Genomic DNA, 17,102 nt, shown 5'->3' with positions numbered 1-17,102 from the left:
AATTATGGCTAAAACTAAAAAGCAAGATATATTGCTGGAAAGTGGGACTGGGGAACTAGAAATATTAAAATTTATAGTTGATGATAGTTCATATGCTATTAATGTACTTAAAGTCAGAGAAATTTTGCGAGTGGAAAAAGGAGATATTAAAAAACTGCCTGAAAAATCAGATGTAATCCTTGGTATGACTAATATTCGGGGAGAAGTAATCATGATTGTCAATTTGAGTTCTTATTTAAATTCAGAGCTAATTGAGAATGAAGGAATTGTAATGGCTATTTTGGCGGAATTTAATGCAACTAAAATATTGTTTGCAGTTGATAATGTAGTAGGTATCGATAGAATCGGTTGGGATGACATTCAGCCGCCAGATAGAATGATGGGTGAGCTAATTAATGGTGTTATTAAGTCTGAAAACAAAGATTTGATTAACTTTTTAAATTTCGAAAAAATATTAGAAGATCTACAACCTGAGCTTGGTAACCAAGTTAATGTTAAACCTGAGGCTTCGGCAGAAGTTAGAGCAAGGAGAAAAACTAAGACACTTGCTTTAGCAGATGATTCTCCTACAACTCGAAACATGATTAAAGATACTTTAGTAGAGGCTGGCTATGAAGACTTTAAAATCTTTAGTGACGGTCAAAAATTATATGATCATTTACAGGAGATTAAAGAGGAGTTTCCTGACGATAGTATTTTAGACCATGTTCAGGGAATTATTACTGATATTGAAATGCCAAATATGGATGGTCATACTTTGATTAGGAAAATTCATGAAGATCGTTATTTAAGGCAGCTGCCGACTGTTATTTTCTCATCTTTAATTACAGAAGATTTACTGCATAAGGGTAAAGATGTGGGAGCGGATGCTCAAATTACTAAACCAGAGTTAGATAAATTGGTGGGGGTAGTAGACCAGTTAGTAAAATCTACTAAACCAGTTGCTGATTATTAATATCTATTTTAAAAACTAAAATAAGATTAAATTTAGAATAAGACTTAAATTAAGTGAGAAGTTTAAACTTAGTTTGAGTCTTTTTTTATGCAGAAAATTAGTAAATGAGTTAGATGTTTAAGCCTAAGCAAGTTAATTAGCTCACAAACTGACTGAGAGTCAATATAACTCTAGTTCTTAGTTCAAATAAATAGGGAGTCTGACGATAATATAAATAATAATTAAAAATATTTATTTGGGGAGGAATTAGATGAAAGTTAAAGAAATGTCAATTAAATTTAAGTTGTTGTTAATAGTGATGCTGGGGATTGTTCTCATGACAGGTGTAGTAGTTTGGCGGGTTAGAGATGTCTCAAATTTAGAAGCAAAAAAGGCTGCTCTAACTAAAGCTAGGGCTGATTTAGCTACTGGCTATGAGATAATAGATCAGCAGTATCCCGGAGATTGGAGACTAGAAGGGGATCAGCTTTATAAAGGTCAAACCCTAATGAATGAAAATTATCAGCTGGTAGATAAAATAGGGAGGTTGACTCAGGGAAATACTGTTACTATTTTTGCAGGAGATAAAAGAGTTGCTACAAATGTAATGGACTCTGGTAAAAGAGCAGTGGGAACTAGAGTGTCTGGCCCAGTTAAAGAAACTGTATTAAGATCAGGCCAAAAGTTTTTTGGAGAAGCAAATGTAGTTGGACATTTATATCAAACTGCTTATCAACCTTTGCGTGATCAAGAGGGAGAAATAGTTGGAATCTGGTATGTGGGTACTTCTATGGCCTTTGTTAAAGGGATGGTTAATGGAATTACTACTAGTACAGCGTTATCAACTTTAATGGTTGGAATTATTTTAGCTTTACTGATTTTTATTTTTATTGCTAAAGTGACTAAGCCAATTAATGATTTGAGTAATTATGCAGTTGAGATTGCAGCTGGTAATTTAAATATTGAAATTGAAGATTCTTATCTTAATAAAAGGGATGAAGTGGGAAAACTGGCCCAGGCATTTGCTAAAATGAGGTCCAGTTTACAAAACTTAATTAGTGGTATTGATAATACAGTAGAAGATTTAAGCGATTCTAGTCAGGAATTAACTGCAACTGGAGAAGAGCTAGCAGCCTCTGCAGATCAGGTTGGAGATTCAATTCAACAAATTGCTTCGGGAGCTGAAGAACAGTCGGCTCAAATAGAAGAAACTGCTTCTATTATTGATACACTAACTGAAGGTATTGATCAAATTTCAGCTAATTCTGAGCAGATGGCAGCACAATCTAAAACAGTAATGGAGCAGATTAAAAGTGGTAATAGTTCTTTGAAAAATTCAGAAAATAGTTTTAAAGAGGTAAGTGAAAACACTAGAGAAACATCAAAAGTTATTGATTCTTTAGGGAAATCTTCCCAAAAAATTAGCGAAATAGTGAATTTAATTAGTAATATTTCTGAGCAGACTAATCTTTTAGCTCTTAATGCTGCAATTGAGGCAGCACGGGCTGGAGAAGCGGGTCGAGGATTTTCAGTTGTAGCAGATGAAATCAGAGGATTAGCTGAACAGTCTACAGCTGCTACTGAGGATATTTCTAAATTGATAACTTCTATTCAAAAAGATGTTAAAAATACAGTTTCTGAAATGGAAAAAAATGAAGAGAAAGTTGAAAAAAGTGTAGTTGAAATTAAAGATACTGCTTTTGTTTTTAAGAAGATTATTCAAACAGCAGCCAAGTTAGAAAAATTAATAGCAGAGATTGAGCACCAAAGTAAAAGTATGGATACTAATAGTGAACTTGTTAGATCAGCTGTAAAAGAAGTTGCTTTAGTTAGTGAAGAAGCAGCTCAAAATGCAGAAGCAGTAGCAGCAGCTAGTAATGAACAGTCAACTTCAACAAAGATTATAGCGGAGTCGGCTGAAGATTTAGCTGATTCAGCTAGGAAGTTAGGAGAAATGGTTAAAAAATTTAATATTTAAACTTAGTTTGAGTCTTTTTTTATGCAATTCATTTAAAATTAAAATAAAAAATCAAATAAAGCTAAAAGATAGAGTAAAAAAGAGTTAAAGCCAGATAATCTGGTTAAATAGCTTAAAGACTAATTAAATGGTGTTTAATAAATCCCCCTCTCTGACGATATTATAAGCAGAAGATAAAAATGAATTATTTTCAGGAAGGGGGCAGCCATGAAAATTAACAATATTCAAGCTGGCAAAATTAATCAATATTATAAACAGATGCAGCAGAAACAAACTGAGCAAAAAAAGAATAAAGATGATAGCACTCAAATTTCTGCTAAAGCTAAGGAAATCATGACTGCTAGAACTGAACTTAAAAAGGTGCCTCAGATTAGAGAAGAAAAAGTAGCAGCTTTAAAAAAAGAAGTTCAAGCTGGTAATTATCAAATTGATTCTAAAACATTAGCTACAAAAATTATAAATAATGTTGAGCAGGTGTAATAGATGGCTTTAAAAGATGAATTACTAAAGATATTAAAAGAAGAAAAAGCTCTTTATCAGCAGCTTTTTGAAATTGCAGAAGCAAAAAATGAAGCTTTAGTAAATAACGATACAGACAAATTAGTAGAAATAGTAGAAAATGATAGAGAAGTAATTGCCGAGATAGAAACTAAAGATGAGCAAAGAAATAATAAAATTCAAGCGATTAAGTCTGAATTTGAAATAGAATTAGAAAAAGATTCATACAGTAATCTAATTGAAAAATTACCAGAAGCGTGGGGAGAACTTTTAAATCCTCTGCGAGAAGAATTAATAGAGTTAACAGATGAATTTCATAATTTAAATGAGCAAAACCAAAAACTGCTGGATCAGGCCTTAGAGCTTAACCAACTTTCATTTGAAACAATTGTTAAAACTATTAAAGAACAGGATACTACTTATTCTAAAGATAAAAAATTAAAAAAAGAACAGCCGAGAATTATAAATAAACAGGGCTAAAGGTGGGGAGATAATGAATAATATATTTAGTGGCCTGAGTGTTGGGTTAAGAGCTTTAGAAACTCAGCGTAAGTCACTCGATGTGACAGGACATAATATAGCAAATGCAAATAACGAAAAATATAATAAACAACGAGCAGTACATAAGGCTTCTTATCCTTATACAGCTCCTGGACTTTCTAATAATGGAAGTGCTGGTCAAATGGGGACTGGAGTTGAAATTGCTCAAATTGAAAGAGTTAAAGATCAGTTTATAAGTTCTCAAATTTTTAAAGAGACTCAAACTTCAGGTTATTGGAAAGAAATGCAGAGAGGTTTAGAAAAGGTAGAATATATTTTAAATGAACCTTCTGAATCTGGAATTGATAGTTCAATTAATCAATTTTGGAATTCACTTCAGGATTTAAGTAATAATCCAAGTGATACTGCAGCTAGGAATATGGTTCGAGAAAATGCTTATAATGTAATTGATTCTTTTCAGAGTGTAGAAAATCAGTTGAATGATTATAAGGAAAGTATTAATGATAATTTGAGTAATGCAGCAGCCAATATTAATAATATTACTGGTAAAATGGCTGATTTAAATAAACAAATTGTTTCTGTTAAAGGCAGCGGACAGAATCCGAATGACTTACTTGATGAAAGAGATGCTTTATATAAAGAATTGAGTTCTCTAATTAATGTTCAAAGCCGAGAAGATGAACAGGGAAATTTAGTAGTTTCCACTAATGGTTTACAATTAGTTAATGGTTCTGATTCTTATGATTTAGAAACTAAAGGTTTTACTGAGGATAAAACTATTCCTAAAAACCAAGATAAATTAATCCACAGCCAAACAGGAAATGAAATTAGACCAACTAATGGTAAAATTGATGCTTGGATGGATATGAGAGATGATAAACTTGATTTTTATAGAGGTCGTTTAGATAAGTTAGCAGCAGAAATGGTGAAAGAGTTTAATAGTCAACATAAGGCAGGTTATGATGCTAATGGTGTTGATGGAGGAGATTTCTTTAAACCAATAGATGAAGATAGTGATCAAAGCGCTATTTCTCAATTAGATTTGACAGCGGCTATCAAAGATTTAGAAAATGGACTTGATAAAATAGCAGCTGGAAATAAAAATATTGATACTTTTGTTGAATTAGATACTCTTGGCAATTCTTTAAGTGGAAATTATCAGGTTGAAGTTACAGAAAATGCAACTCCTGGTAAATTAGATTTAGTAATTAGTGATTCTGATGGAAATCAGGTATATCCAACTTCAGGAGTTGAGACAGTTGATGCTGGAACTACTATTGATTTAGAAGTGGATGGTAGCGGTGGTATTCAGACACCAGTTACAGGTTCTACTACTGATGATTTTAAATTAACAATCAACAAAGAAGGTAATATAAACATTAGTTTAAATAAAGCAATTGGTAATGGTGAAAATGCAAATGCACTTGCTAATTTATTTAACAGTGGAGATGTAATAGAAGGAGCTTCAATAGAGGGTTATTTTCGAACTATTGTAACTTCAGTTGGGGCTGAATCATCAAGGTCACAGCAGATGAAAAACAATCAAGATGTTGTTTTAAAACAATTAAATACACTTGACAAAAGTGTTTCTGGTGTTTCTTTAGATGAAGAAATGGCTAATTTAATTAAATATCAGCAGTCATATGCAGCAGCAGCTAAATATATAAATAAAACTGATCAATTATTAGAAACATTAATGACTATAGTATAAATAACAGGAGTTGACAGCTATGAGAGTTACAAATTCAATGATGGTTCAAAATATGTTAGATCATCTTAAAAATAATATGGGAGATTTAAATGACTTAAATGAACAATTGAGTTCAGGTAAGTTATTCCAGACACCTTCTGATGCTCCAATTAAAGTTTCAGAAAGCATGAATTACAAATCACAGTTAAATAGGAATTCTCAGTTTCAGCGGAATCTTAACCAAGCAGAGAATTGGTTAAACACAACTGAGAGTGCTCTTAAAAGTGGGACAAAGGTTATTCAGAGAGCAAGAGAATTAACAATTAAAACTGCTAATGATTCTTTGACTTCTGGTGATCGAAAAATGGTGGCAAAAGAAATGAAAGAATTAAGAGATGAGCTAATAGATATTTCTAATGCTAAACTTGGTGATAGTTATATTTTCTCAGGCCAAAAAACAGATGCAAAACCTTTTGAAGTTGTTGATAATGGCATTGATAATTATGTGAAGTATAATGGAGATACAAGTAAGGTAGCCAGAAGATTAAATGAAAATGTAGAGATGGATATTAATCTTAATGGGCATGAGGTTTTTAAAGATGAAATAGAGAGCATTAATAAAATATATAATCAACTAGAAGATGAGAGTATTTCAGGTGAGGATATAGGTAATAACTTATCTGAAATGGATGATTCAATTAATAAATATGCTGAGTTAAGAGCAGAAGTTGGTGGAAAACTTCAGCGGACTGGAAATGTTATTGATAGATTAGAAGCAAACGAAATTCATATTAAAAGCTTAAAGTCTAAAAATGAAGATGCTGATCTAGCAGAAGTAATTACTAATTTAAAAATGGAAGAAACGGTTTATAGAGCTTCTTTAGCTTCTGGATCAAGAATTATGCAGCAGTCATTAGTAGATTTTATTAGATAAAATTTTAGTGGCTTTTATAACTATGGCTTTCAATAAACTACCATAGTTGTAATGGTTACTAAAACACCGTTGCTGGCAACACTATCGGCCGAAGTGTTGCTGCGGAGGTGCTCATATAACCACTATAAATAGATTCAACTGGCAAGGATGCCAGTAACAACACAAAATTTCAAGGAGGAATAAAAAATGAGAATTAACACAAACATTGCTGCGTTGAATTCATACAACCAGCTAAAAAACACACAGAGTAGTTTAAGTAAATCGTTGGAGAGACTTTCTTCAGGTAAAAGAATTAATAAGGCGGCTGATGATGCTGCGGGTCTTGCTATTAGTGAAAAAATGATGTCTCAAACTAGAGGTTTGTCAATGGCGCAAAGAAATGCTCAGGATGGCATTTCAATGATTCAGACTGCTGAGGGTGCTCTTAAAGAGTCGCACTCAATTCTACAGCGTATGAGAGAACTTTCTGTACAGGCTGCTAATGATACAAACACCGCTGGTGATAGAGAAGAAATTCAGAAAGAAGTAGATGAATTGGTTAATGAATTAGATAGAATTTCAAATACTACTGAATTTAATACTAAGAAATTATTAAATGGTGATTTAGGAACTGCAGTAAATACTGCTGTAGCAAATGTTAATGAAAACGATAGCTTGAAATCCGGAGGTTCTAATATTGCCTCTGGTTCTACTGTTGTTAGCTTACAAGATTCTGATGATAATAACTTAGGTATTGCTGCTGGAGATACTGTTGAATTATCTTATGTAAAAGGTGATGATACTGTTACAGAAAGTATTACTATTGCTTCTGGAACAGCTGTTACTGCCTTAACATCAGCGGATATAACTACTTCAGTAGCTTCAGGTACTTTAACATTTACAGCTGCTAATACTGGTGTATCAGATGCCGTTAATGGAGTAACTATGACTGTCAAAAATGCTTCTGGAGAAGTTAAATCTGCTGCAACTGATGCTCTTTCAAATTTCCAAGAAACAACAAAAGCAGCCGATGTGAGAACTGATGGAACAGCTACTTTCCAAATTGGAGCAAACTCATCTCAAAGTTTATCATTAGATATTGAAAACATGAGTTCTAGTAATTTGGGAGTGGCTGGAGTAAAAGTTGAAACTCAATCACAAGCAAATGCTTCTATTACTGCTTTAGATAAAGCTATTCAAAAAGTTTCTGCAGAAAGATCTAAATTGGGTTCTAAACAAAACAGATTAGATCATACAATTAATAACTTAAACACAGCTGAAGAAAACTTAACAGCTGCTGAATCAAGAATCTCTGATGTAGATATGGCTAAAGAAATGATGAGCTTTACTAAGTCACAGATCTTAAGTCAGGCTGGTACAGCTATGATGGCTCAAGCTAATCAGTTACCACAGGGAGTACTTCAGTTACTCGGTTAATTTCTTGAAGAGAATAAAATAGATATAGACTAATAAATAGGCCGGCCGGTTTTCCGGCTGGCTTTTTTTAGAAGAAAGGGTGGAAGCTATTATGAGAGTAGATAGTGTGGAATCTATTTCCAACCGTCAGATTCATAACAATAACAGTAATAATCAAAACACTAGAGTTAATAGAAATGATAATAGTGATCGCAAGCCTGAGTCTCTTCGAGAAAAACAGGAATACTCCGAGCAAGAACTTGAAGATGAAGTCAGAGAATCAGTTAAAGATGTAAACGAAATAGTAGATAAAGTAAAAGAAGGACTTTCCTTCCAGATTCATGAAGATACAGAAAAGATGATGGTTAAGGTAGTTGATTTAAATACAGATGAAGTAATTAAAGAACTACCTCCAGAAGAAATGCTTGATTTACAAGCACGAATTCATGAAATGGTAGGAATCTTAATAGATGAGACGGTTTAGGAAGAAGGTGTTATAAATGAGTGATTTAAGTCTTGGTGGATTAGCAACCGGTATGGATACCGAATCAATAATTAGTCAGTTGGTTCAATTAGAACAGCGTCCAATCTATAATTACCAGCAAGAAATATCCGAACTGGAACAAACTAAAGGTGCCTGGAGAGATGTTAACAGCAGGCTTGATAAGTTAGAAAATAGGATTACAGATTTAAAGCTTTCTGCAACCTATAATTCTAGAACAGCTAATAGTAGTAATGAAGATGTAGTTACAGCTACTGCAAGTAATAGTTCTGATGAAGCTAATTATTCTGTTACCGTAAAGAGTACAGCTCAGGTTCAGCGACTTGCTGGAACAAGATTTGATGATACCAGTGCTCCAATTAGTGGACTTGGTGATTTTGCAGCAGAAAATACAATAACTATTAATGAAAAAGCTATTACTATTAATGACACAGACAGCTTAAGAGATATTAGCAATAAAATTAATGATGCAAATGCAGGAGTAAAAGCTTCTATTGTAGATAATCATTTAGTTTTGGAAACTAGTGAAACAGGGGAAGAGAATGCTTTAGTCGCTGGAAATAATCTGATTGATAGTAATACTAATGATGGTGTCTTAGAAACTTTAGGGATATTAGATGGTGGAGCTATAACAAATGATATTGAAGTTCAATCAGCCTCTAATGCAGAAATAGATATTAATGGTATTACAGGTATAACAAGTTCTTCCAATACTTTTTCAGAAGCAGTAGAAGGTGTTACCTTTAATATCAATCCAGATGCTGTTGCTAATGACGGAACAGATACTGCTTTTTCTAGTGTTTCTGTAGCTAAAGATACTGGTAAAGCTACTAAAGCAGTTCAGGCTTTTGTAGACCAGTACAACAGTGCAATGAGCTTTCTGGATGGTAAGACTGATTATGATGAGGAAACAGAAAAAAGTGCTGTTCTTCAGGGTGATAGTACTGCTATGCGCTTACAGATGCGCTTAAGAGAACTTGTAACTTCTAAAGTTAAAGATAGTGGAGATTATAATACTCTAACTTCTGTAGGTATAGAAATTGACAGAGATGGAGTAATGAGCTTTGATAGTTCTAAATTTACTGAAGCTCTTGAAGATTCTCCAGAAGAAGTAATATCTATCTTTACTGCTGAAAGTGATTCTGATGGCTATGAAGGAATGGCTGTTAGAATGGATAGTTATCTTGACCAATTGATGTAGTCCAATACTGGTTTGATCCCAAGAAGACTTGACTTCTATGATACCAGGATAGATGGATTGAATGATGATATAGAAGATGTGCAGCGAAAAGTAGAGATGACTAGACAGCGATATGTTGATCAGTTTTCAGCTATGGAAGAAGCAATTTCAGAAATGCAGAGTCAGCAGAGCTGGATGATGAGTCAACTCCAGAGTATGGGGGGATCTACTGTAAGCAGTATGATGTAAATATGATAAGATAATTTTTGTTGAGGAGATTGGTTGATTTAATAAATATCAATCTCCTTTTTATAAATTTGAATGAATTTATTTGTAATATTAATGATACAAATTTTAGGATGTGTTTATTTTGGATAATTATAATAAAAATATGCGAGCAATTAAAAGTAAAAAACCAAATTTATATCAATGCATAAAAAAATATGAAGAACATAATTTTCTTGAAATAAATGATGAAGAAGATAAAGAGATAATCAAAAAAATTATTGATCAAGAAAATGATTTAACTATTTATTTAGAAAAAGCTAAGAATGATGGTCTCACAATGCGTGTGAAATATAAGAATAATGATATATATTTTCACAGCACATATAATCCTATCAGGGAGTCAGAACGACAGATTAAGGAGTTTAAAACTCAAAATAAACAGCAGGTTTTTGCCCTAGGATTTGGTTTAGGATATCATTTGAATAAATTAGCAGCTGAAAATAAATATGATAAAATTTTTATCATTGAACCTTACTTTTCTATTTTTTATATTGCCTTAAAGTATATAGATTTAAGAAAATTATTAAAAAGTGATAATATAATCTTTGTTTTAGATAATAAACAAGAATTATTTGATGCTATTATAGCTTATTATGAGTTGAATCTTGAAAAGGATTTGGACTTTTTGGAACACAGTCCTTCTGTAAAATTATTTAGTGAAGAATATAAAGATATTTATCAAGAAATTAAAGAAGGAATAAATTATAAGAAAACCGAATTGGCTACCAATATTAAATCAGCTAAACATTGGAGGAATAACATTATTGCTAACCTTCTTTTTATTTTTAATAATCCTAAAGCTGATGCTTTTTTTGAAAAATTTAAAGATATACCAGCAATTTGTGTTTCTGCTGGCCCTTCATTAGATAAAAATATCAATGATATTAAAAATGCTGAAGGTAAAGCTTTAATAATATGTGTAGATTCTGCTTTAGAAGCATTAATAAAAAATGATATAAAACCAGATATAGTAGTAGCAATGGATGGTCATTTAGATAAATTTTCTGATTTCAAAAAAGTAAAAGATTTAAATGATATAATTTTATTTTTAGAGTTAGGTACTTATTATAAGGCGCCAAGACGCTGGAATGATAAATTATCTTTTTTTACTATGAAAAGAAATTTTAGTGGTTGGGTAGAAAAAATTAATGGTGAATATACACCTATTAAAACAGGGGGAACAGTTGCACACAGCATGGTTGATTTAGCTTATAAAATGGGTGCAAATCCTATAATTTTAGCTGGTCAAGATCTTGCATATGCTAATGGCAAAACTCATGCTGCTGGAACATATAAAGAGGATGAGAAAGTTTCAAATGAAAATTTGATTGCAGTGGATAGTTATACAGGGGAGAAAGTTTTGACGAGTAAAACATTTATGACAATGATAAGTTTCTTTAATAATTACTTTGCTAAACATCCTGACAGAAAATATATTGATGCTACAGAAGGTGGCGCAAAAATAAAGAATACAGAAATTAAAACTATGAAAAAGGCAATTAAAGAATATTGTGAGGAAGATATTAATATAAATGCCAAAATATTATTAAAAAATACATATGAAACGGTTAAACATGACTATCCTAAAAACAAGTTGGAGAATTCTATTAAAAATTTATTTCAAGAATTAAATCAGGCTATAGTTTTGTCTGCGAAGCAGTTATCTTTAATAAGTGATATGGAAAAAAAGCTTAAATATACTAATGAATTAGCTAGGGGAGAGATAATTAAATTCCAAAATAAGTTAAAGAGTTTAGAGAATCAATTAAAGTCTTTAGAAAATGTTAAATATTGTATTGAACGCATACTGATTGTAGAGTCTATGAAATATAAAGAAATTAAAAATAAATACTATATGAATCAAACTAAAAAAATAAAAGAAGAAATAAAATATTACCGAAGTTATCGAGTTCAATATATAGAAGAATTAAAAAAATGTATAAATTTAATTAAAAATTTACACTTAAAAAAAGATAATCAGGAGGAAGAAAATAATGATAATTTATTTAAATAATGAGGAAGTAACTAAAAAATACAAAGATTTAGAAGTTCCTGATATCTTAAATAAAATAAAAAATAATTTAGAAGATGAAATTCTAAGTAAAATTCTAATTAATGATGTTGCAGTTAATGAAGAATATATAAAAGAGAATATTAATGAGAAGGCAAGTATAAAGGAGCTCAAATTTGTAACAAAAACTTCTGAGGTTTTGATTATAGAGACTATTGAAGAGGCTTCAGATTATTTGCCTAAATTATATAGTGGTATAAAAAATACTGCGTCGCTTTTTAGAAATGGAAGAGAAAAAGAAGCCCATAATAAATATAAACTAATAATAGATGGTTTGAAATGGTATACAGGTGTAATTATAAAAATCACTTCTCTTTTAGATCAGAAAGAGTTATCTGAAGAGATTAAGAATTTGATAAATGATATGAATAAACCTCTTAGTGATTTAATGGTGGCATATAACAAAGAAGATTATGTTTTAGTTGCTGATATTTTGGAATATGAGATAGTTGAACATGTAGAAACTATGGTTGAATTTAATAGGAGAATAAAAAAGAGTTATTAATTATTTATAATAGAAAGTAGAGGGAATTTAAATGAGAGTTGTAGCTTTTTTGCCTGCTAAAGGTCAGAGTAGAAGAATAAAATCAAAAAACATTAAATTATTAGATGGAAAGCCTTTATTTCTGCACACATTAGAAAAACTTATGAAATGTGATTTTATTGATGAGGTATATTTAGATTCAGATTCCGAAGCTGTTTTTGATTTAGCTTCGGAGGTAGACTGTAAATATTTAAGACGAGATCCATCTTTAGCAAATAATAGTACAGACGGTCATATGTTAATGTTTAATGAGGCAAAAAAAGTGAAAGCAGATATTTATATACAAATTTTATGTACTAGTCCATTTATCAAAATTGATACTATTCGTAAAGGGGTAGAAAAATTAAAAAACAAAGAACGGTATGATTCAATAGTTTTAGTTAATAAAGAAAAACAGTATTTATGGGATGAAAATGGCCCTTTATATAATAATGAGCATATTCCTAATAGTAATGATTTGGATGATACTATTATTGAAACCATGGGACTTTATATTGTTAATAAAGATGTTGCTTTAAATAAAAAGAAAAGAATAGGAAGTAATCCATATTTATTAGAAGCAGAGTCTATTGAAGCAGTAGATGTTAATTATCCAGAAGATTTTAAATTAGCAAGTTATATAATGGCTGGGAAACGAGAAGAAGAAAGAGAAAGATTTAGAAATTTATCTAAAATTTTAACAAGTGCAATGTTATCTGATATTATGGATGATTTAAATCTCGATAATTTCATAAGTGGTTTAAAACCTAATATGAAAAATAAAAAAATTATGGGAAGAGCTAAAACTTTGAAATTGAGAAAATTGAACAAGGGTGAAGATTTTAGAGGTATTTATGAAGCATTAGAATCTTATAAAACCATAGTTCCTAACGATATTATTGTAGTGGAAAATGAAATAAGTGAATATGCATATTTTGGAAATCTGAATGCGAATTTAGCAATAAAAAGTGGAGCTGTTGGTGCCATTATTGGTGGGAAAACTAGAGATAGAAAAGATGTAACAGATTTAGATTTCCCAGTTTTTTCTACCGGCAATATTTCAAAAGATGTTAGAAAAAGAGCTACTACAGAAAGTATTAATAAAAAAGTCAATATCATGGGAGTTGAAGTTAGTCCGGGTGATTTAATATTTGCAGATAGTGATGGCATAATTGTTTTACCGAAAAAGTATGAGAATTTGATTATTAAAAAGGCTTTAAAAGTTATTAAAACTGAAAATAAGATTATTTCTGATATTTTAGTTGGTCATAATACAAATGATATTATAGATAGACATGGAGCATTTTAATAATTGTTAATGAAATGATTTTTATTTTTTCTAAATTTTAATAGAGATTAAAAATGATATTACTAGTGTGGTATGGGCTAAAAAAAACTGATTCGACTTAACGAAATTTAATAATGGAGTGAAATTATGAATAGAATTTTTGATTTTAATTTAGATAAATCTTATGAATATGAGAATGGTTTTTATTTGACCAGTAAAGTAGAACGATTGGCAAAATTAATATCCCATTATGAACTTTATAAATCTATTATAGATTTACCTGGAAATATTGTTGAATGCGGAGTTTTTAAAGGTGCATCTTTAATAAGATTTTCTAGTTTTAGAGAAATGCTTGAAAATTATTACTCTAGAAAAATTATTGGGTTTGATATTTTCGGTGAATTTCCTCGCCCCAATAAGGCAAGTGAGAATGATATTGAGTTTATAGAAAAATTCGAAAATAATGCGGGAAATGGAATTTCAGTAGAAGAATTAGATAAAATTTTAAAACACAAAAATTTTAGAAATTATGAACTAGTTAAAGGTGATATTATAAAAACTATCCCTGAATATTTAATAAAAAATCCTGAATTAAAAATATCTTTGCTTCATATTGATGTAGATGTTTACCAACCTACAAAATTTGTTTTAGAAAATTTATTTGATAAAGTTGTCAAAAATGGATTAATAGTATTAGATGATTATGGCAAAGTAGCTGGTGCAACTAAAGCAGTAGATGAATTTTTAGATAAAAAGGAAGTAAATAAAGTAATTAAAAAGCACTCTATTTCTCATGTTCCTGCTTATATTCGCAAATAAAACAAAGATTTTACTCAGGCTTTAAACAGAGCTATGGTAGCTCTACAAAATGAAGACTTTGACTATCTAGCTGATTTACTGGAAGTAGAGATGGTAGAATATTTGGATAAGATGAGAAACTTCAATCAGGAGTTACTGGAAGAAAATTAAGAGAGGTGACTAAAAATGTCTGCTGTAGATAATACTAATTATATCCTTACCCAAATTAAAAATGTAATCGTCAATCAACTCAACCAGCCTGATCAGAGTAGTGAGCAGAATAAACAGGATCTAAAAGGTGACAGATTCACTAAATCACAGCCGACAGAAAAAGTCACCTATACCCTGGAAGATTTTGCAGCTAAAAATGGAATTAAAAGACCGATCAAAATCAATAACAGCAATAATATCTTTTTTATTAATCATAATAACCGCAATCGGGCTCTAAAAATTGATCCAGGAGAATATAACTTAACAGAGATACAGGCTGCCATTCAGCATAAAGCCAACGAAGAATTTGGAATCGGTAAGGTTCAGCTTAAAATGACTGCCTCCGGTAAAGATCGTTTTATTTATGCTGAAGACAAGAAGGAAGAGCATGTATTAGATGAGCAGGGGTAAAAAATTAGGACTGATAAAATGCAAATAAAAATAGATAAGCTGCTTAAAATAATAAAGAAATTAAAAAAAGAAATAAACTCTAAACTAAAAACTTCTAAAAATAAAAGAGCAGAAGTAATAAAAAAGAGAAGAAAACTTGCTGAAATAGAAATGAACCTGAGGAGCATGAGGGCTACAGCAGTATTTTAACTATCTTAAGATGAAACTAAAAAACTAAGGATTTTAAGTTGAAATAATTTGATCGATAACATTTAGGTTAGTTAAGATCAAAATTTATAACATGTTATATTCCTACGGATAGACCGACTATAATTAGATGAAAAATATAACTAATTTAACTATTTACCAACTAAATATAAAAAAGGAGTTATATAAAATGAGCTACATCGACTATAGTGTTGAAATAAGAAGTTTAAATTTTGATAGTAAATTTAAAATTGAATCAATTTATGATGGAATTAAAAAAATAATTATATTTCAAAAAAATGATAATAAAGATACCTGGATAAGATTTTTTATTGAAGAAAAAATAGTTGAACCTGAAATTGCTAGAAAATTAACTAAAAAGGCAATGGAGAATATTTTAAATAAAATCGCTTTTAATACTGCAAATTATATAGGAATTCCTATGATAAGAAGTGAGATAACTAAAAAATCAAGTAAAGGATACGGTAAAATAAAGTCAGTAAGAACTTTATGTAAAAAAACTGATAGTCAAGAGTTGAATGAAATATTTAACTGTCTAGAGAAGAATTATGAAAAAGAATCATTTTATTTTGAATTATACAGAAGTGCTCTTCAAATCAAAAATGAAATTGCGAGATTTTTATTTTTATACAGTATTTTATTTGATTTAATAAATAGTGATAAAAAGAAAAGTTCTCAGGGTAATGTGGATGATTTTATTAGAAATCAAAATAAAAATGTAAAAGAAAAAAAGACTACACGTTTCAATAAAGAGTATCTTGAAACTATTTATACTTATTATAGAAATCAAGTTAGTCATACTAATGAAAATTCTAATATAAAAGAAATTAGGAATAAAATTACTAATTTAGTTGATAAGCTTTCTAAATTAGTTAAGGTTGCAATTAAACGTAAAAATTTAGTATGAATTGGAAATTGAAATTTATCCACGTTTTTTTATTTAAAAAATATATCTCAAGCATAAATTAAATTCAAGTTTACCGCTCTGCAGATAACTTGCTGCAGCTGTGATGTTATCGATATTCCAGAATTGCTCGGATTTATTGATTACTCTAATTTTAAAACATTAACTTAATAATTTGGATGTTTTTAATAGTGAAAGGAAACTGCAGTGAATAAAATAGTTGTTTTAAAAGCTGGAAAAAAGATACTGACTTTTAAAATTAAATCTCCTAAAAATTCAAAAAAAGGAGAAACTGATATTTTTATTGATTCTGGAAAAGGTTTGTATTTTGATAAGATTGTTGCGGGAAACTATTTCACAGAGTTTACTCAGCCGACTCATACAATTAATTCAATTAGCTGGCACGGTTATTTTTTACATATAAATAAAAATGTATTATCTTCTCCTGTTATACATTTAAAAGATTATTCTGATAAGGTGGCTAAACTGCCTCATTTAGGATCTATAAATGCTAAAGAGCCATTTCCGTTTCCAGTATTTAGTTTATGGTTGCCAAAAAATATGAGCTTAAAAGATATTGGAAAGACAAATAAGGATAATTCTAAATCTATTTATTCAGAAATTAAAGCTTCAGAAAACAAAAGATTGGATTTTTTTGTTTGTCCAAAATCAATTTCAGCTAATAAATTTTTAAAAACGTAGTCCAGTCTTGTTTATTTATTTTCCAATATAGAAATATTTAACACAGGAACTTTTGAAGTTGTTGGTCCTAAAAGCTTTGATTTTCAAA

16 protein-coding genes and 1 pseudogene are annotated in these 17,102 nt (G+C 30.3%); all 17 read left to right on the top strand.

The window, feature by feature from the left end; translation table 11 throughout:
* The first annotated feature begins 4 nt into the window (after positions 1-4).
* The 17 genes and pseudogenes from HPRAE_RS09665 (at position 5) to HPRAE_RS09590 (ending at position 17,014) form a co-directional block, all read left to right on the top strand.
* Positions 5-955 (top strand): chemotaxis protein, encoded by a 951-nt coding sequence (locus HPRAE_RS09665; protein WP_014554024.1) that lies wholly within the window; start codon positions 5-7, stop codon positions 953-955.
* 250 nt (positions 956-1,205) lie between these two features.
* A complete protein-coding gene (locus tag HPRAE_RS09660) occupies positions 1,206-2,912 on the top strand; it encodes a methyl-accepting chemotaxis protein (RefSeq protein ID WP_014554023.1) in 1,707 nt (568 codons plus the stop codon).
* Positions 2,913-3,119: 207 nt separating this feature from the next.
* Positions 3,120-3,392, top strand: a complete 273-nt coding sequence (gene flgM / locus HPRAE_RS09655; RefSeq protein ID WP_014554022.1) for a flagellar biosynthesis anti-sigma factor FlgM — start codon at positions 3,120-3,122, stop codon at positions 3,390-3,392.
* 3 nt (positions 3,393-3,395) lie between these two features.
* Complete coding sequence (locus tag HPRAE_RS09650) at positions 3,396-3,890, top strand: flagellar protein FlgN (protein WP_014554021.1); 495 nt, start codon at positions 3,396-3,398, stop codon at positions 3,888-3,890.
* Between the two features lie 13 nt (positions 3,891-3,903).
* Positions 3,904-5,622 (top strand): flagellar hook-associated protein FlgK, encoded by a 1,719-nt coding sequence (gene flgK, locus HPRAE_RS09645; protein ID WP_014554020.1) that lies wholly within the window; start codon positions 3,904-3,906, stop codon positions 5,620-5,622.
* A gap of 19 nt (positions 5,623-5,641) precedes the next feature.
* Complete coding sequence (flgL, locus tag HPRAE_RS09640) at positions 5,642-6,535, top strand: flagellar hook-associated protein FlgL (protein WP_014554019.1); 894 nt, start codon at positions 5,642-5,644, stop codon at positions 6,533-6,535.
* Between the two features lie 186 nt (positions 6,536-6,721).
* Complete coding sequence (gene flgL, locus HPRAE_RS09635) at positions 6,722-7,951, top strand: flagellar hook-associated protein FlgL (protein WP_014554018.1); 1,230 nt, start codon at positions 6,722-6,724, stop codon at positions 7,949-7,951.
* Between the two features lie 106 nt (positions 7,952-8,057).
* Positions 8,058-8,414 (top strand): flagellar protein FlaG, encoded by a 357-nt coding sequence (locus HPRAE_RS09630; protein ID WP_245528266.1) that lies wholly within the window; start codon positions 8,058-8,060, stop codon positions 8,412-8,414.
* 16 nt (positions 8,415-8,430) lie between these two features.
* A pseudogene (gene fliD / locus HPRAE_RS09625) lies at positions 8,431-9,861 on the top strand (flagellar filament capping protein FliD).
* Positions 9,862-9,982: 121 nt separating this feature from the next.
* Positions 9,983-11,914 carry a motility associated factor glycosyltransferase family protein gene (locus tag HPRAE_RS09620; RefSeq protein ID WP_014554014.1) on the top strand — a complete coding sequence of 644 codons (1,932 nt, stop codon included), beginning with the start codon at positions 9,983-9,985 and terminating at the stop codon, positions 11,912-11,914.
* Positions 11,895-12,476 (top strand): DUF8042 domain-containing protein, encoded by a 582-nt coding sequence (locus HPRAE_RS09615; protein ID WP_014554013.1) that lies wholly within the window; start codon positions 11,895-11,897, stop codon positions 12,474-12,476. The genes HPRAE_RS09620 and HPRAE_RS09615 overlap by 20 nt, the downstream gene beginning before the upstream one ends.
* A gap of 31 nt (positions 12,477-12,507) precedes the next feature.
* Entirely contained in the window at positions 12,508-13,803 is a 1,296-nt protein-coding gene (locus HPRAE_RS09610) for an RraA family protein (RefSeq protein ID WP_014554012.1), read from the top strand.
* 126 nt (positions 13,804-13,929) lie between these two features.
* The gene (locus tag HPRAE_RS09605; RefSeq protein WP_014554011.1) at positions 13,930-14,601 is read left to right on the top strand and encodes a TylF/MycF/NovP-related O-methyltransferase; all 672 of its coding nucleotides are present in this window, start codon (positions 13,930-13,932) and stop codon (positions 14,599-14,601) included.
* Positions 14,602-14,766: 165 nt separating this feature from the next.
* Entirely contained in the window at positions 14,767-15,201 is a 435-nt protein-coding gene (locus tag HPRAE_RS09600; RefSeq protein WP_014554010.1) for a hypothetical protein, read from the top strand.
* A gap of 18 nt (positions 15,202-15,219) precedes the next feature.
* Positions 15,220-15,390, top strand: coding sequence for a hypothetical protein (locus tag HPRAE_RS11220; RefSeq protein WP_014554009.1), 171 nt, complete (start codon positions 15,220-15,222; stop codon positions 15,388-15,390).
* A gap of 187 nt (positions 15,391-15,577) precedes the next feature.
* Entirely contained in the window at positions 15,578-16,315 is a 738-nt protein-coding gene (mauJ, locus tag HPRAE_RS09595) for a methylamine utilization protein MauJ (RefSeq protein WP_014554008.1), read from the top strand.
* A gap of 204 nt (positions 16,316-16,519) precedes the next feature.
* Positions 16,520-17,014, top strand: a complete 495-nt coding sequence (locus HPRAE_RS09590) for a hypothetical protein (RefSeq protein ID WP_014554007.1) — start codon at positions 16,520-16,522, stop codon at positions 17,012-17,014.
* Positions 17,015-17,102: the final 88 nt, after the last annotated feature.

The organism is Halanaerobium praevalens DSM 2228 (assembly GCF_000165465.1).
Taxonomy (GTDB): Bacteria; Bacillota; Halanaerobiia; order Halanaerobiales; family Halanaerobiaceae; genus Halanaerobium; species Halanaerobium praevalens.
Note: the sequence above shows the minus strand (reverse complement) of the source record. Positions and strands in the feature narration are given on the sequence as shown.

Excerpts from the sequence above, each read along its gene's own strand:
- HPRAE_RS09605 (WP_014554011.1), top strand. The coding sequence starts at position 13,930 with ATGAATAGAATTTTTGATTTTAATTTAGATAAATCTTATGAATATGAG.
- flgL (WP_014554019.1), top strand. The coding sequence starts at position 5,642 with ATGAGAGTTACAAATTCAATGATGGTTCAAAATATGTTAGATCATCTT.
- flgK (WP_014554020.1), top strand. The coding sequence starts at position 3,904 with ATGAATAATATATTTAGTGGCCTGAGTGTTGGGTTAAGAGCTTTAGAA.
- HPRAE_RS09650 (WP_014554021.1), top strand. The coding sequence starts at position 3,396 with ATGGCTTTAAAAGATGAATTACTAAAGATATTAAAAGAAGAAAAAGCT.
- HPRAE_RS09615 (WP_014554013.1), top strand. The coding sequence starts at position 11,895 with ATGATAATTTATTTAAATAATGAGGAAGTAACTAAAAAATACAAAGAT.
- mauJ (WP_014554008.1), top strand. The coding sequence starts at position 15,578 with ATGAGCTACATCGACTATAGTGTTGAAATAAGAAGTTTAAATTTTGAT.
- HPRAE_RS09600 (WP_014554010.1), top strand. The coding sequence starts at position 14,767 with ATGTCTGCTGTAGATAATACTAATTATATCCTTACCCAAATTAAAAAT.
- HPRAE_RS09660 (WP_014554023.1), top strand. The coding sequence starts at position 1,206 with ATGAAAGTTAAAGAAATGTCAATTAAATTTAAGTTGTTGTTAATAGTG.
- flgM (WP_014554022.1), top strand. The coding sequence starts at position 3,120 with ATGAAAATTAACAATATTCAAGCTGGCAAAATTAATCAATATTATAAA.
- HPRAE_RS11220 (WP_014554009.1), top strand. The coding sequence starts at position 15,220 with ATGCAAATAAAAATAGATAAGCTGCTTAAAATAATAAAGAAATTAAAA.
- HPRAE_RS09665 (WP_014554024.1), top strand. The coding sequence starts at position 5 with ATGGCTAAAACTAAAAAGCAAGATATATTGCTGGAAAGTGGGACTGGG.
- HPRAE_RS09610 (WP_014554012.1), top strand. The coding sequence starts at position 12,508 with ATGAGAGTTGTAGCTTTTTTGCCTGCTAAAGGTCAGAGTAGAAGAATA.
- flgL (WP_014554018.1), top strand. The coding sequence starts at position 6,722 with ATGAGAATTAACACAAACATTGCTGCGTTGAATTCATACAACCAGCTA.